Source organism: Ruegeria sp. CK3, assembly GCF_056536565.1.
The window spans coordinates 103,186-118,111 of sequence record NZ_JBQFPV010000006.1 but is presented as its reverse complement, the minus strand read 5'-3'; the positions used below and the strand labels follow the sequence as shown (position 1 = coordinate 118,111).

Sequence of the window (14,926 nt, the reverse complement as noted above, 5' to 3'; positions counted from 1 at the left end):
TGCCTCAGGTAATCTCTTCCAGTTTTTCCTTACTCAGATCGCCCGGCACGATGGTGATCGGGATCGGCATGCTGCCCGAGTTCTTGGTCAGCTGAGTCACTAGCGGTCCCGGCCCTTTCTTGTCGGTACCGGCGCCCAGAACCAGAACCCCAATCTCTGGATCGGATTGCACGTGTTCGATGATCTGCGCCACCGGATCGCCTTCGCGAATGGCCAATTCAGGCTCAACGCTCTGCTTGTCGCGCATCCATTTAGCGAAGACTTCAAAATGGGCGTGGATACGCTCGCGGGCCTCTTCACGCATGGTCTCGGCCACGCCGATCCAGTGATTGAATTCATCCGGCGGGATCACGGACAGAATTGTCACGCCGCCGCCGGTATGCGCGGCCCGCATCGCGGCAAAACGCATGGCGTTCAGGCATTCGCGGCTGTCATCCAGAATGACGAGAAACTTGCGCATTTGGGTCCTCTTAATTTTCTGGGATCATGCCTGACCGATAGCGTGCTGGCAACTCGGGTAAATCCCTAGCGCTCGCTTGCTGCCCAATCCCAGTAGAGCGCGCGGGCGCGACGGGCGATAGGGCCAACCTGATATTGCGTGTCGTCCAGAGCGGTCACAGGCGTCACTTTGTTCATATTGCCGGACATGAACACTTCATCCGCTGCATGGAAATCATCAAAGCTGAGGACTGACTCGTGTACGGTAAAACCATCGGCGCGCAGGTTCTTGATGTGCCGTGCGCGGGTGATCCCGGCCAGAAAGGTGCCATTGGGCATGGGGGTAAAGACCTCTCCATCCTTGGCCATGAAGATATTGGCGGTAGCGGTCTCGGCCACATTTCCCATCGCGTCGGCGACCAGCGCGTTCGAGAACCCTTTGAAGCGCGCCTCAGTCAGCATCCGGGCGTTGTTCGGGTAGAGACACCCGGCCTTGGCATTCACCACGGCGGATTCCAGTACAGGACGGCGGAACCGGGTGGTGGTCAACGTGACCGAGGCCGTCTCGGGCGCCATTGGGATCTCTTCGAGACAGATGGCGAAACCGGTACTGTCTTTCTGGGGCACGATGGCCGTGACGTCTCCGTGGATGCCCCAATACATCGGGCGAATATAGACAGCCTGATCCGCGCCATAGGATTGCAGCCCCTCGCGCACCAGATCGACCATCTGTTCAGTCGTCACGGTCGGGTTCAGCATCAAAGCCTCGGCGGAACGGTTCACGCGGGCGCAATGGGCCAGCAGGTCAGGAGCCATGCCGTCAAAGTAGCGCGCGCCATCAAAAACCGAGGACCCCAGCCACGATCCATGATCCGCCGCCCGCATGATCGGAGCGTCCCCTTCATGCCATTGGCCTTCGAAATAGGTGCGGATATTTTTGCCGACTGCCATAGCGCCCTCCCTCAGCTTTCGGCAAACCTAGGAGGGCGTCAGGCGAAGGTCCAGTGCAATCAGCCAGATGCAGCGCCAACCATGCCCACAATCTCGTAGGTTTGTTTCAGGATCGGAGCGGCAATCGCGCGCGCCTTTTCCGCGCCACGGGCAAGGATCTGGTCAATCTCGGACTGCTCGCCCATCAGGCGGGCCATCTCGGACGAGATCGGAGACAGTTTTTCGACCGCCAATTCCGCGAGCATCGGTTTGAACTCACCGAACTGCTTGCCGCCAACATCGGCCAGCACCTGCTCGGCCGAGCTGTCGCTGAGCGCGGCGTAGATATTGACTAGATTGCGCGCCTCGGGACGATCTTCCAAACCGTCGACTTCTGATGGCAGGGCGTCCGGATCAGTCTTGGCCTTACGGATTTTCTTGGCGATCGTGTCGGCATCGTCGGTCATGTTGATCCGACTCATGTCTGACGGGTCAGACTTGGACATCTTCTTGGAGCCGTCACGAAGGCTCATGACCCGTGTGGCCGCCCCTTCGATCACGGGTTCGGTGACCGGGAAGAAGTCGACGCCGAAATCGTTGTTGAATTTGATCGCGATGTCGCGCGTCAGCTCAAGATGCTGTTTCTGGTCCTCACCCACAGGAACATGGGTCGCGTGATAGATCAGAATGTCCGCGGCCATCAGCGCCGGATAGGCAAACAGGCCCAGCGAGGCGTTTTGCGTGTTCTTGCCCGCCTTGTCCTTCCATTGGGTCATGCGCTGCATCCAGCCCATCCGGGCAACGCAGTTGAAGATCCACGCCAATTGCGCGTGTTCGGGCACCTGGCTTTGGTTGAACAGGATGGATTGTTCTGGGTCGATGCCCGCCGCAATATAACCCGCGCACAATTCGCGCGTGTTGTGCGACAAGGCGGCGGGGTCCTGCCAGACGGTGATTGCGTGCAGGTCGACCATGCAATAGATGGTTTCGAACTCTGGCCCCTGCATATCCACAAAGCGCTTCATCGCGCCCAGATAGTTGCCCAAGGTCAGCCCGCCCGAAGGCTGGATGCCGGAAAACACGCGCGGCGTGAATTGGGTCTGGGTCATCGAAGGGAACTCCCGTCTGGAAAAATCAGCCCTCGTCGCTTACCCATGAGGCCAAGGGACGTCAACAGCCGCGAAAGGCCAGCCCAATGAGCAGTGAGCATTATACACCCGCTGTGAACCCTCTGCCGCCCGTCGTGGTGGCCTTGGTTCTGTTCATCATGGGGATCGAGCTGGCATTTACGCTGGGCGCCCGAGGTCTGGTCGGAGGGCCGGGCGCGGTCGGATGGCGGCTGGATGCGCTGCAGAGCTACGCGTTTTCGGCCGATATCTTCGATTGGATGGTGCAAAACGGGCGCTGGCCGTTCGAGCATGTCATCCGCTTTGTGACCTATCCGTTCGTTTCGGGCAGTTTTACGCAGGCGGTTTTTGTCTGCGTGTTCGTGCTGGCCATGGGCAAGATGGTGGGTGAGGTCTTTGGCGGCTTTCCGATGCTGCTGATCTTCGTGCTGTCGGGTGTTGGTGGCGCGCTCGCCTATGCGCTGTTTCTGGACCCGTCTTATCCGCTGGTCGGAGGGTTCCCACCGGTCTATGGGTTGATCGGGGCATTTACCTGGTTGCTGTGGCGCAAACTGTCTTTGGTTGGGGCCAATCAGGCGCGGGCATTTCAGTTGATTGCGGTGCTGATGGGCATTCAGCTGCTGTTTGGCCTGATCTTTGGCGGCACAGGTGATTGGGTGGCCGATCTGGGCGGTTTTGCCACCGGGTTCGGCCTGTCCTTCTTTTTGGCGCCGGGTGGTTGGGAGCGGATCAAGGGCCGCATCCGGCGCGAGTGATCAAGACCGGCGCAGGGCCGTTTTGAACTCGGACAGTCTAAATGCCCTCAACAGGTGGCCGAATGCGAAGTAGCTGACCGCTGCAACCATGATCAGCGCAAGCAGAGCCAAATAGCGCCACCCGGGCACATCAAGCGTCCAGCCGAACAGTTGAATAGCGGCAAACAACACCACGCCCATCCCGACCGATGCCAAGATGATCCGCCCCGCGCGCCGCCGGAAGCGGTCGTCGAACCGCGTCTCATCGCCCATATTCCGCGCGCCAAAGGCCAGTAGGCCAACCATGGCCCAGCCAGCGGCAGAGGCCGCAATGGCAGGGGCAATCCATCCGAAAATCGGGTAAAGGCCAAAGGCAAGCGCCGCGTTGATGATCATTGCCACCAAAGCATAGTGGAACGGAGACCGCGTATTCTCGCGCGCGAAATACAGCGGTTGCAGCAGCTTCTGCAGCATGAATGCGGGTAGGCCGATGCCATAGATCGCAACGGCCAGGGCTGTGGCGGCTGTGTCCTCAGCGGTGAACTGGCCTCGCTGGAACAGGACTGAGACCAGCGGGTTCGGGATGATCAGGAACGCTACGGTCGAGGGTAGGGTGAGCAGCAACATGAACTCTCCGGCCCGCGAAAACGCATTGCGCGCGCCCGCTTTGTCATCCGCGCGCAAGCGGCGAGACAGGTCGGGCAGCAGAACGATTCCGATGGCGATCCCGACGACGCCCAGAGGCAGCTGATACAGACGATCTGCTGCAAATAACCAGCTGACGGCTTTCTCGGTTTTTGAGGCCACAAGTTGCCCTACGACCAGATTGACCTGCGTCACCCCCATGGCCAAGGCGGCGGGTACGGCGATACGGACCATATTCCGCATCTCGGGCGTCAGGCGTGGCAGACCGAAGCGTATGCGGATACCGGCGCGTTCGGTGGCGACCCAGACCAACGCCAACTGCGCCACACCTGCCACAGGGATCACGGCGATGAGCCAGCGAATAACCTCACCTCCGGATATCGCGCCAGCGATCAAGGCGGTGCAGGCGAAGATGTTCAGAAGAACCGGCGCTGCGGCGGCGGCAGCAAACCGCCCCGTCGCGTTCAGAACGCCCGAAAACAGCGCTGCCAGTGACATGAAAAGAATGTAAGGAAAAACGACATAGCCATAGTCGACTGCCAAGTCGAAGCGCTCATCGCCGTAGAACCCCTCGGCCGTCAGCCAGACGAGGCCGGGCATGAAGACCATCGCCAACCCGACCAGGGCTAATACCGCAGCGACCAATAGGTTGAAAGCGTCTTGCGCGAACCCTTGCGCGTTCTTTCCGCCTTCTAGCCGCTTGGAAAACATCGGCACGAAAGCTGCGTTGAATGCGCCTTCGGCAAAGAAGCGGCGGAACATGTTGGGCAGACGGAAAGCCGCGACGAAGGCGTCCATCACCGGGCCGGGGCCGATGAACGCGGTCAGCAGGATCTCACGCAGAAAGCCCAGAATGCGACTTGCCAACGTCCAGAAGCCGACCGTGAAAAAGCCGGAAAACAGCCGGATCTGCTTCATGACGCCGCGCGCTCGGCGCCCTCGGTTATGGCTTTGCGCAGTTTGGTCTCAAGCCCGCGCTGTTTGCTTTCCGAGTGGTATTTCAGCCCGAACATGTCCTTGACGTAGAATGTATCCACCACCTGCTCGCCATAGGTCGCGATCACGGCGTTGGCGATATAGACATTGGCCGCTGCCAGCGTGCGCGTCAGGTCATAAAGCAAGCCGGGGCGGTCGCGGGTATCGACCTCGATGATCGTGTAGATCTCGGACCCGTCATTGTCGAAGGTGATATGGGTCGGCACGTTGAAAGCGCGTTCGCGTTTCTTGATCTTGTCGCGCGATTTCAGCGCGTCGCGGGCCACGACCTCGCCTTTCAGCGTTTTGTGAATCATCTGGGTCAGACGCGGCAGACGGCTGGCTTCGAACGGGTGGCCTTCGGCATCCTGTATCCAGAATGCATCCGTGACATAGCCATCCTTGGTGGTGTAGCTGCGGGCATCCACGACGTTGGCACCGACCAAGGCCAAGGCCCCGGCGATCCGTGCGAAAATACCGGGGTGATCACCCATGGCAAAGCAGGCGCGGGTGGCGTCGCGATCTTCGTCCGGATGCAGGCGGATCTCCATCGCGCCGGGATCGCCGCTGTGTTCCAGCGCCCGTAGCATCTCGGCAAATTCCACATGGGTCGAGACGTTCAGGCCCTGCCAGTACGGCGCATAGTGCCGCCCGGTTTCCGTCTTCAGATCGGCCTTGGACCATTCGATCAGTTCTGCGCGCAGCAGCTTCTTGGCTTCGGCCCCGCGATTGGCGCGGTTCAGGTCCTCCATGCCCGTTTCCAAGGCACGTTTGGTTTCCGCATGCAGCGCGCGCAGCAACGTGGCCTTCCAGTTGTTCCACGTATTGGGCCCGACACCGCGAATGTCACAAACGGTCAGCACGGTCAGCAGATCCAGCCGTTTGACCGTTTGCACAGCCTTGGCAAAATCCCGCACGGTCCGAGGGTCCGAGATATCGCGCTTCTGCGCCATGTCCGACATGAGCAGGTGATACCGCACCAGCCATTCGACCGTCTCGGAATCGGATTTGTTCAGCCCCAGCCTGGGTGCCACTTTCCGCGCGATTTGTGCCCCGAGGATAGAGTGATCCTCGGGCCGTCCCTTGGCGATGTCGTGCAACAGCAGCGCAACATAGAGGACCTTGCGGTTCACGCCCCCTTCAAGGATCGAGGACGCCAGAGGCAGCGATTCAACCAGCTCTCCGCGTTCGATCTGGGCGAGGTTGACGATGCACTGGATGATATGCTCGTCCACCGTGTAGCTGTGATACATATTGAACTGCATCATAGCTACGATGGGTTCGAACTCGGGTATGAAGGCTGATAGCACCCCAAGTTCGTTCATCCGGCGCAGGGCGCGTTCCGGGTTGCCATGTTTCAGCATCAGGTCGAGGAAGATGCGCTGGGCTTCCTTGTCGCCGCGCATATCGTCGTCGATCAGGTGCAGATTGGCCGTAACCAGCCGCATAGCATCCGGATGGATCAGCATACCTGTGCGCAGGCCTTCCTCGAACAGGCGCAACATGTTCAGCTTGTCGGTCAGGAATGTACCCGGATCAGCGATGTCCAGACGACCATGAACCATGCTGTACCCGGGTTTGACCCGAGGGCGGCGGCGGAAAATCCGCTCCAGCAGCGGCGCCCCTTTCATATGCAGGGCCTCCAGCTTGGTTAGAAAGATCCGCGTCAATTCCCCTACGCTGGTGGCATGGCGGAAATAGCGTTGCATGAACACTTCGACGGCCCGCCGCCCGGCCCGATCTTCATAGCCCATGCGCGCCGCAACCTCGACCTGCATGTCGAAGGTCAGCTGTTCGGTCGCGCGACCTGTGACCAGATGCAGGTGTGAGCGCGCGGCCCAAAGGAAATTCTCGGCCTCGGCAAAGGTCTTGAATTCATCGGGCGTGAACAGGCCCAGCGGGACCAGCTCGGCCACGTCTTGCACACCGTAGATGTATTTCGCGATCCAGTAGAGCGATTGCAGATCGCGCAGCCCGCCTTTGCCCTCTTTCACATTGGGTTCGACCACGTAGCGCTGGCCCTGTTTCAAGTGGCGTTCGTCGCGTTCCTGAAGCTTGGCCTCGATGAACTCGCGCTCGGTGCCCTTGAACAGATCGGCCTTCAGGCGTTGGTCCAGTTCCTTGGCCAGATTCGTATCACCAGCCAGATAGCGCTGTTCCAGCATCGCGGTGCGGATGGTGAAATCTTCGGTTCCCAAACGCAGGCAATCCTTGATCGTGCGTGAGGAATGGCCGACCTTCAGGCGCAGATCCCATAGGATATAGAGCATGGATTCAATCACGCTCTCGGCCCAGGCGGTGATCTTGTAGGGCGTTAGAAACAGCAGATCGACATCCGAGGCGGGTGCCATCTCACCGCGCCCATAGCCGCCGACCGCCAGAACAGCGATGCGTTCCCCCTGTGTCGGGGTGGCCAGAGGGTGCAGATGCTCGCTGGCGACGCGCATCGCAGTGCCGACCAGACAATCTGTGAGGTAAGTATAGGACCTGGTCAGAGGGCGCGCTTCGAAAGGGTGGGCGGCAAACGCCTCGGCGATGGCAGCGCGCCCGGATTTTTGCGCCTCACGCAGAATACGCACCGTTTCAGCACGCAACGCGGAATTGTCAGCACCTGCCTCGAACGCCGCAGAAAGCTGATCGTCAACGCGGGCACTGTCGAAAATATCCTCTGGCGGGCAGATAAGTGAGTTTTCAGGCACTGCAGTCAGGTGAGGCTGGTCAGAAACCGGCCCCTGAGAAGCTTTGAGGGGCAGGGTCAATCACAACCACCTGTTTGTTCTGGATCGTGGCAACCGCCAGACCGCGTTCATTGGTACCGTCCGAGCGCAGGCGGAAGATGCCGCCAACGCCCTGGAAACCGGCGCTCTGAGTCAGCGCAGCCCCAGTCAAGGCGTTCGATTTGCCTTGGCTGACAAGCGCCCCGATGGCGGCGATGCCGTCATAGGCCAGCCCGCTGATCGGATGAGGCGCTTCGCCATAGGTTGCATTATAGCGCTGACGATAGGCCTGCGCTTTTGCGGGATCAGGCAGAGCAAACCAACCGCCCTGAACACCGGGCAACTCCAGCGTTTGGGCTGGAATGTCCCACCGTGTCAGACCGATATACTGAGAGGTCGACGGCGAAACCCCCGCTTCAGGTAGAAGCTGCGAGAACAAGGGCAGCGCGCCTGCGGTGGTTGCAGTCAGGAAGACCGAGTCCGCACCGGTGGAATCCATGGCGGATTTGATGTTGGGCACCGCGTTGATCACGCCCTGCTGCGACCGGTCGTAGCCGACGCTGCCAGCGTTGTTCATACTGCTGCTGGCCAGTGCATTGGCAATGGCTGAGCGGCCAGCCTCTCCGGCGGCGTCATTGCTGTGTACGATGATTGCTCCGGTCTTACCCTGTCTTCCGCCATAATTGGCCAGTCGATTGGCGGTGTTCTGGAATGTCGGCCCCAGCACAAAGACATTTCCACCCGCGATGCTCGTGTTGTTTGAGAAGGACAGAACGTTGACGTTGTTGTTCAGTACCGCAAGACCGGCCGCGTTGGCGGCCTGTGCGTAGACCGGTCCGATGATGATCTTGGCCCCATCCGCCACAGCCTGTTGCGCCACGCCCGAGGCCGTACCGGCATTGCCTGCCGTATCATAGACACGCAGGTCGATTGTAACGTTCGGCAGGTCCGACATCGCCAGACGTGCTGCATTTTCAAGGCTTTGCGCCAGCGCTGCGTCGCCAGACTGGCCTGATCCGCGCGGAACCAGAAGCGCGACGGGCACCGGTTCCGAGGTGTTGATCGAGGGGCCTCCGCCGACGCCAGTGGTTTCACATGCTGCCAGAAAAACGGCGGTGGTCAGGGCAATTGTGGTTTTGGCCAACTTGCTTACGGACTTGCAAACGGTAAACATCTAAAAGAAAACTCCCTGATCCGGCGGCTTGCGACGCTGCTGTTCTATCGAGCCGCGATAATAAACGTCACGCTGTGAGGGTCCAGCTTTGAATTTCCAAAACATAAGTTTGGCTGCTGGCCTGTATTTTGTTGCCACTCCGATCGGTACGGCGCGCGATATTACGCTCAGAGCGTTGGATGTGTTGGCCTCGGCCGACATGATCGCGGCAGAAGACACCCGTAGTCTGCGTAGGTTGATGGAAATCCACGGTATCCCCTTGAGCGGGCGGCGCATTCAGGCGTATCACGACCACAGTGGAGCAGGCGCACGCGGCAAGATCATGGATGCTTTGGCTGCAGGGCAATCCGTTGCCTATGCGTCCGAGGCCGGTATGCCGCTGATCGCCGATCCGGGCTACGATTTAGGGCGGCAGGCGGCCAAGGCTGGGCACACCGTCACTTGCGCTCCGGGCCCGTCCGCCGCGCTGACGGCGCTGACACTGGCGGGTCTGCCAACGGATGCGTTCTTTTTTGCGGGCTTTTTACCGAATGCGTCTGGCGCTCGTCGCAGCCGAATCGAGGCGCTGCGGGATATTCCCGGAACGCTGGTGTTCTACGAATCACCCAAGCGCGTTGCTGGATGCTTGTCCGATCTGTCCGACATCCTCGGCTCCGACCGGCAGGCGGCTTTGTGCCGCGAGCTGACGAAGAAGTTCGAGGAAGTCCGACGTGGCTCTTTGCAAAACCTGGCAGAGGCCTACCGAGACCAAACCCCCAAGGGTGAGGTCGTTCTGCTCGTGGATCGCAGCCATTCGCCAAGCGTTAACGAATCTGACGTAGAAGAGGCTTTGAAACAGGCCTTGCAAACCCATTCGGTTCGGGATGCGGCGGATTTGGTGTCAAAGATGTATGATCTTCCCAGACGTCCCATTTACCAGCAGGCTCTCAAACTGGGAAAGGGATGACATGACGCAGCGTGCGGTGCGGGGGTCGGTATCTTATCATGCAGGGCAATCTGCGGAATTGCGGGTTGCAGCCGACTATGAACGCCGTGGATTCTCGATCGCTCACAGACGCTGGCGCGGTGCCGGGGGTGAGATTGACCTGATCGCGCGGGATGGTGAAGGGCTGGTTTTCATCGAGGTCAAGAAAAGCATCAGTTTCGACATGGCTGCGGCTCGGATCACCCCACGGCAGACCCAGCGTATCTGCGCATCAGCGGCGCAGTTTCTTGAAAATGAACCGGGCGGGCAACTGACGAATGTTCGGTTCGACGCGGCGCTGGTCGATGGCACGGGCGCTGTTCAAATAATCGAAAACGCCTTCGGACCGGCCTAAGCCCCATTGAACCCCTCGGCCTGCTGCGCCATGTATCTGGCGTGAAGTTGAGGGACATGCCATGAAAATCGCCTTTCAAATGGACCCGATCGGGGCCGTGGATATCAACGCCGACAGCTCTTTCCGCCTCGCGGAAGAGGCACAGGCCCGCGGGCATGAGCTGTTCTTCTACGGGCCGGATCAATTGGCCTACCAGGAGGCGCGGATCACCGCGCGAGGACAAGACATGCAGGTTCAGCGCGTTGCCGGAGACCCCGCGGTCCTCGGTCCCGAGCGTGAAGTTGATCTGGCTGAGTTTGACGTGGTGTGGCTACGTCAGGACCCGCCGTTCGACATGCATTACATCACCTCGACGCATCTGCTGGATCGGTTGAAGGGGCAAACTTTGGTGGTCAATGACCCGTTTTGGGTACGCAATTACCCCGAGAAACTACTGGTTCTGGATTTCCCCGAATTGACCCCTCCGACCACGATTGCGCGGGACATGCAGACCATCAAGGCCTTCAAGGACAAGCATCAGGACATCATCCTGAAACCTCTCTATGGCAATGGAGGGGCTGGGGTGTTCCGGTTGGATGCCAATGACCGCAACCTGACCTCGCTGTATGAGCTGTTCACCGGATTCTCGCGCGAGCCGTTGATTGTTCAGAAATTCCTGCCGGATGTGAAGAACGGCGACAAACGGGTGATTCTCGTGGATGGAGAGCCGGTTGGTGCCATCAACCGCGTCCCGGCCGAAGGTGAGACGCGATCCAACATGCATGTCGGCGGACGACCCGAAAAGATCGGTTTGACCGAGCGGGATCTCGAAATCTGCGCGGCCATCGGCCCTCTGCTGAAAGAAAAAGGTCAGATCTTTGTCGGGATCGACGTGATCGGAGACTACCTGACCGAGATCAACGTCACCTCCCCCACCGGGATTCAAGAGCTTGAGCGCTTCAACGGTGAGAACATCGCCGAAAAGATCTGGCAGGCAATTGAGGCCAAAGTCTAAGCGCAGCAGGTGTGGGGCAGCGCTTAGTTGGGTCCGTACATTGAAATGGACGGACGCACTGAGGGTTGAGTTCACCTCTGGAACATGGCGCAAGCGGTGAGCTGCGGTACTTGTCTAGGACGACTGGCAATGATCAGTTCCGCCGTAGTTTGTATCCCAATCGGCCTCGCAACATACTGAGGGCGAACATCTAAGCCATAGCCCGTGCGCTGATCCGAAAACTTAGCGCTTCGGCCACGTGTGGTCGCCGGATATCAGGGGAGCCATCCAGATCGGCGATGGTTCGCGCGACTCGTAGGATGCGGTGAAAGGCGCGCGCCGACAGGCCGAACCGGTCGGCGGCCTTGAGCAACAGCTCTTTGCCCTCAGCATCTGGGGCGGCGACCTCTTCCAGTAATTTACCTTCGATATCAGCGTTTTGGCATACGCCCTCGTGACCTTCAAACCGAGCAGACTGAACGGCGCGGGCCTGTTCCACACGCGTGGCTACGGTGGCCGAACTGTCGCCAGACGGCGGCAGATCAAGGTCGGTGAACGCTACCGGAGGCACCTCGATGCGCATATCGAACCTGTCCATCAAAGGGCCGGAGATGCGGTTCAGGTAGTCCTCACCACAGCCCGGTGCGCGGGAACAAGCGCGGGACGGATCGGTCAGGAGCCCGCATTTGCACGGGTTGGCTGCCGCGACCAGCATAAAACGGCAGGGGTACTTCACATGGGCGTTGGCGCGGGCGACCATGACCTCTCCAGTCTCAATCGGTTGGCGCAGGGTTTCCAAAACGGTGCGAGGGAATTCGGGGAACTCGTCCATGAACAACACCCCGTTATGGGCCAGAGAGATTTCTCCGGGTTTTGCACCGCGTCCGCCGCCGACAATCGCCGCCATCGAGGCGGTGTGATGCGGTTCGCGAAAGGGCCGCGTCCGGTTGATGCCGCCTTCGTCCAATAACCCACAGAGGGATTGGATCATCGACGTTTCCAGCGCCTCGACCGGGGTCAAAGGCGGCAGGATGCCGGGCAGGCGCGCTGCGAGCATGGATTTGCCCGATCCCGGCGTGCCGATCATGATCAAGTGGTGCCGTCCCGCCGCCGCGATCTCAAGCGCACGTTTGGCGCGTTCCTGTCCTTTGACGTCGCGCAGATCGCGGGTGTTGGAGGACAGGCTGACTTCGCCCGGTATGGCCGCAGACAGTGGGGCCTGACCAGAGAAATGGCGCACCACGTCGCCCAGCGAACCGGCTCCGATGACCTGAGTGGCGTCCACCCATGCAGCCTCGGCGCTTGAGGCGCGGGGGCAGAGCAGGGCGCGATCCTCGGCCGCCGCTGTCATCGCGGCGGGCAACGCGCCTACGACTGGAACCAGCGACCCATCCAAGGATAATTCGCCTAACGCAACAGTGCCCTCGGCCGCGTCTGCTGGGATGATCTCCAAAGCGGACAGGAGGGCGACGGCGATGGGAAGGTCGAAATGGCTACCTTCTTTGGGCAGGTCAGCAGGGGACAGGTTGATGGTGATGCGTTTGGACGGCAAGGCGATGGCCATGGAACCAAGCGCGCTGCGCACCCTATCTCGCGCCTCGGATACCGCCTTGTCCGGCAGACCGACGATTGAAAAGGCGGGTAGGCCCGGTGAGACGGCGCATTGCACCTCGACCGGGCGGGCATCAACCCCTTGAAACGCAACCGTGTGAGCGCGGGCAACCATGGCAATCCTGTTCTTGGTTAACAGGACGTTGCTGCCATGGCCGAGGTTTAAGAACGGTTAACGGCTGCGCGCATTGTGGTGAATTTGGGCCATGCGCCCGGGTCGGCGACTGTTTTGTCGCGGCAGAACGTGTTGCAGAACCCCCAGCGCTGGCCGTCGAGGTCGAGGAAATCGGTGACCGGTTCGCCGGAATACGGGCAGTGCGCGTTGACCGAGGGGCCTTCTTCGGCGGGTCGTGCCTCGGACGGTTTGCCAACTGGCCAGTAGGCCGAAGGGGAATATTCTGGGTAGGGGTACGGATTGTATTGAACGGTCAGCCCCATCGCGCGCCATTGTCGGACCGATGTATCCGACAGCAAGCTTAGGCAATAGTTGCGACTTTCGGCTGAGACCGGCAGATCATACCCAATGATCCGAGCCGCAACAGGGGTGTAGAAGACATCGGCCAGCGAGTAGGCTCCGAAAAACGGACCCTCCGACGCGCCCGAGATCGCCCGAGCATGCGCCCAAAGCGTCTCAATCCGGGCGAGGTCATTCAAAGTGTCCGCTGACGGTTGGAACCCTTTCCAAACATGCGCCAACTGCATCGGGCATTCCCCACGTAGTGCGGTAAAACCCGCGACCATTTCGGCGCACAGCCAACGGGCCGTTGCGCGCGCGGCTGGGTCTGACGGCCAAAGGCCAGCTTCGGGGTGCCGTTCAGCCAACGTCTCGGCCATTGCGAGGCTTTCGCCCACAACCGTACCATCGGGCAGACGCATGGCGGGAACCAGACGGGCCGGAGCAAGGGGTTCCAAATCCGCGGCCATGGTGCCGGAATAGAGGCCAACCAAGTGGCTGCGATAGGGCAGGCCGAATTTCTCGAGCATCAACCAGCCGCGCATGGACCAGCTGGAAAACAGGCGGTCACCGATAAAGAGATCATAGGTCATGATCGAAGGATGACGGAGCCGGACGCGCGCGTAAATCAGTGATTTGTGACCTGCCGGATCACGGAAGATGATTGATGGCGCCGACTGACCATTTGCCCGCGTGATAGGCGATCTGGGTGACTGACAGGTTGTCGATCCGGTGTGAAAACGCTTGTTGCGCCTCAATATCCAAAGCGCGCTGTACTTGCGTCAGGATCACTCCGAAATGGGCAACGATGACCAGATCCGCGCCCGCATATGCAGCCATCAGCGCGTCGACGGTTTTGTCGACTCGCGCGCGGACATCGTTCCAGCTTTCTCCGTTCGGCGGCCGTACTTCGCCGGGATTGTCCCAATAGGCAAAGGCAAGCTCGGGGTCTTCGGCTTCGATCTCGGCGAAACCGCGCAGCTCCCATGTGCCGAAGTTGATCTCGCGCAGGTCAGGGTGGTGGGGCAGGCGCAGGCGCCGGCCTTGGATCGCCGTTGCCGTATCCGCCGCGCGCGACAGGTCGGATGAGACGACAACCGCATCCGCCGGGATGTGATCATGCAACCGCTGCAGCGCGGCCTGATCGCTCAGATCGGCGGGCAGATCGGACCAGCCGACCATCGTTTTGGCATGGGTGGGCCCGTGGCGAACCAGATGCAGACGCGTCATGGCAATTGTCCCTTCAAAACCATCGGCAGCCCCGCCGTGACCTGAACCACCAGGTCGGCCTTTGCTGCTAGCGCGATGTTCAACCGACCCTGCGCCTCGCGGAACCGGCGGGCGAGGGCGTTTTCAGGCACGATGCCGTGACCAACCTCATTCGAGACAACTACAAGCTGCGCCGGGCAACGGCGCAGGGCGCTCAGCAGTTGGGCTTGGGCCTGATCCAGATCGTTCTCGGCCAGCAGGTGATTGGTCAGCCACATCGTGGCGCAGTCAATCAGGCAGGCTTGGTCAGGACTCAGTTTCGCCAAAACAGAAGCAAGGTCCAGCGGTGCCTCGACAGTTTCCCAGCCGGACCCGCGTTGTTCGATGTGGCGATCGACCTTTTGCTGCATCTCGCCATCAAACACTTGTGATGTCGCAAGATACATCCGGTTTTTCCCAGAGGATACAACCAGTTGTTCGGCATATGCCGACTTTCCCGATGCGGCTCCTCCCAGCACAAAGGTTAAATTGGCGGTCACAATTCTTACCTTTCTGGTGATCCACTTGGTGATGATCTGCGTATCGACCCTAAGTCGGCAAGGCAAGCCCGGCTAATGCCT

General features: G+C 60.1%; 14 protein-coding genes. 4 read left to right on the top strand and 10 right to left on the bottom strand.

Going from position 1 to position 14,926, the window contains the following annotated elements; translation table 11 throughout:
* Window positions 1-4: 4 nt before the first annotated feature.
* From ACR0C3_RS09945 to trpS, 3 genes are all read right to left on the bottom strand, one after another.
* Window positions 5-460 (bottom strand): universal stress protein, encoded by a 456-nt coding sequence (locus tag ACR0C3_RS09945; RefSeq protein ID WP_170378913.1) that lies wholly within the window; start codon window positions 458-460, stop codon window positions 5-7.
* 65 nt (window positions 461-525) lie between these two features.
* Window positions 526-1,389 (bottom strand): branched-chain amino acid aminotransferase, encoded by an 864-nt coding sequence (locus tag ACR0C3_RS09940; RefSeq protein ID WP_480758271.1) that lies wholly within the window; start codon window positions 1,387-1,389, stop codon window positions 526-528.
* A 59-nt stretch (window positions 1,390-1,448) separates the two neighbouring features.
* On the bottom strand, window positions 1,449-2,477 hold the full coding sequence (gene trpS, locus ACR0C3_RS09935; RefSeq protein WP_480758270.1) for a tryptophan--tRNA ligase: 1,029 nt from the start codon (window positions 2,475-2,477) through the stop codon (window positions 1,449-1,451).
* An 86-nt stretch (window positions 2,478-2,563) separates the two neighbouring features.
* Here trpS and ACR0C3_RS09930 point away from each other — a divergent pair, with 86 nt between their 5' ends.
* On the top strand, window positions 2,564-3,250 hold the full coding sequence (locus ACR0C3_RS09930) for a rhomboid family intramembrane serine protease (RefSeq protein WP_480723912.1): 687 nt from the start codon (window positions 2,564-2,566) through the stop codon (window positions 3,248-3,250).
* Here the strand turns inward: ACR0C3_RS09930 and murJ are convergent, their stop codons facing one another.
* The 3 genes from murJ to ACR0C3_RS09915 are packed head-to-tail and all read right to left on the bottom strand — an operon-like array spanning window position 3,251 to window position 8,740.
* Window positions 3,251-4,792 carry a murein biosynthesis integral membrane protein MurJ gene (murJ, locus tag ACR0C3_RS09925; RefSeq protein WP_480758269.1) on the bottom strand — a complete coding sequence of 514 codons (1,542 nt, stop codon included), beginning with the start codon at window positions 4,790-4,792 and terminating at the stop codon, window positions 3,251-3,253. It abuts the gene before it with no gap.
* Window positions 4,789-7,608, bottom strand: coding sequence for a [protein-PII] uridylyltransferase (locus ACR0C3_RS09920; RefSeq protein WP_480758267.1), 2,820 nt, complete (start codon window positions 7,606-7,608; stop codon window positions 4,789-4,791). The genes murJ and ACR0C3_RS09920 overlap by 4 nt, the downstream gene beginning before the upstream one ends.
* Window positions 7,568-8,740 carry a penicillin-binding protein activator gene (locus tag ACR0C3_RS09915; protein ID WP_170378902.1) on the bottom strand — a complete coding sequence of 391 codons (1,173 nt, stop codon included), beginning with the start codon at window positions 8,738-8,740 and terminating at the stop codon, window positions 7,568-7,570. Before ACR0C3_RS09915 ends, ACR0C3_RS09920 begins: the two co-directional genes overlap by 41 nt.
* Before the next feature lie 88 nt (window positions 8,741-8,828).
* Here ACR0C3_RS09915 and rsmI point away from each other — a divergent pair, with 88 nt between their 5' ends.
* The 3 genes from rsmI to gshB all read left to right on the top strand — a co-directional run bounded on the left by rsmI (window position 8,829) and on the right by gshB (window position 11,053).
* Window positions 8,829-9,686: a 16S rRNA (cytidine(1402)-2'-O)-methyltransferase gene (rsmI, locus tag ACR0C3_RS09910; RefSeq protein WP_480758266.1), complete on the top strand. Its 858-nt coding sequence runs from the start codon at window positions 8,829-8,831 to the stop codon at window positions 9,684-9,686.
* Between the two features lies 1 nt (window position 9,687).
* The gene (locus tag ACR0C3_RS09905; protein ID WP_480758265.1) at window positions 9,688-10,059 is read left to right on the top strand and encodes a YraN family protein; all 372 of its coding nucleotides are present in this window, start codon (window positions 9,688-9,690) and stop codon (window positions 10,057-10,059) included.
* Between the two features lie 61 nt (window positions 10,060-10,120).
* Complete coding sequence (gshB, locus tag ACR0C3_RS09900; RefSeq protein WP_480758263.1) at window positions 10,121-11,053, top strand: glutathione synthase; 933 nt, start codon at window positions 10,121-10,123, stop codon at window positions 11,051-11,053.
* 190 nt (window positions 11,054-11,243) lie between these two features.
* Here gshB and ACR0C3_RS09895 read toward each other — a convergent pair whose 3' ends face one another.
* The 4 genes from ACR0C3_RS09895 to cobU are packed head-to-tail and all read right to left on the bottom strand — an operon-like array spanning window position 11,244 to window position 14,845.
* A complete protein-coding gene (locus ACR0C3_RS09895) occupies window positions 11,244-12,758 on the bottom strand; it encodes a YifB family Mg chelatase-like AAA ATPase (protein ID WP_480758262.1) in 1,515 nt (504 codons plus the stop codon).
* A 47-nt stretch (window positions 12,759-12,805) separates the two neighbouring features.
* On the bottom strand, window positions 12,806-13,690 hold the full coding sequence (locus ACR0C3_RS09890) for a glutathione S-transferase (protein ID WP_480758260.1): 885 nt from the start codon (window positions 13,688-13,690) through the stop codon (window positions 12,806-12,808).
* A gap of 58 nt (window positions 13,691-13,748) precedes the next feature.
* Entirely contained in the window at window positions 13,749-14,327 is a 579-nt protein-coding gene (locus ACR0C3_RS09885) for a histidine phosphatase family protein (protein ID WP_480758259.1), read from the bottom strand.
* Complete coding sequence (cobU, locus tag ACR0C3_RS09880; protein WP_480758258.1) at window positions 14,324-14,845, bottom strand: bifunctional adenosylcobinamide kinase/adenosylcobinamide-phosphate guanylyltransferase; 522 nt, start codon at window positions 14,843-14,845, stop codon at window positions 14,324-14,326. The genes ACR0C3_RS09885 and cobU overlap by 4 nt, the downstream gene beginning before the upstream one ends.
* Window positions 14,846-14,926: the final 81 nt, after the last annotated feature.

Coding starts and splice junctions, on each gene's coding strand:
- ACR0C3_RS09890 (WP_480758260.1), bottom strand. CDS start 13,690: ATGACCTATGATCTCTTTATCGGTGACCGCCTGTTTTCCAGCTGGTCC.
- ACR0C3_RS09915 (WP_170378902.1), bottom strand. CDS start 8,740: ATGTTTACCGTTTGCAAGTCCGTAAGCAAGTTGGCCAAAACCACAATT.
- ACR0C3_RS09905 (WP_480758265.1), top strand. CDS start 9,688: ATGACGCAGCGTGCGGTGCGGGGGTCGGTATCTTATCATGCAGGGCAA.
- ACR0C3_RS09945 (WP_170378913.1), bottom strand. CDS start 460: ATGCGCAAGTTTCTCGTCATTCTGGATGACAGCCGCGAATGCCTGAAC.
- gshB (WP_480758263.1), top strand. CDS start 10,121: ATGAAAATCGCCTTTCAAATGGACCCGATCGGGGCCGTGGATATCAAC.
- murJ (WP_480758269.1), bottom strand. CDS start 4,792: ATGAAGCAGATCCGGCTGTTTTCCGGCTTTTTCACGGTCGGCTTCTGG.
- trpS (WP_480758270.1), bottom strand. CDS start 2,477: ATGACCCAGACCCAATTCACGCCGCGCGTGTTTTCCGGCATCCAGCCT.
- ACR0C3_RS09930 (WP_480723912.1), top strand. CDS start 2,564: ATGAGCAGTGAGCATTATACACCCGCTGTGAACCCTCTGCCGCCCGTC.
- ACR0C3_RS09895 (WP_480758262.1), bottom strand. CDS start 12,758: ATGGTTGCCCGCGCTCACACGGTTGCGTTTCAAGGGGTTGATGCCCGC.
- ACR0C3_RS09940 (WP_480758271.1), bottom strand. CDS start 1,389: ATGGCAGTCGGCAAAAATATCCGCACCTATTTCGAAGGCCAATGGCAT.
- ACR0C3_RS09885 (WP_480758259.1), bottom strand. CDS start 14,327: ATGACGCGTCTGCATCTGGTTCGCCACGGGCCCACCCATGCCAAAACG.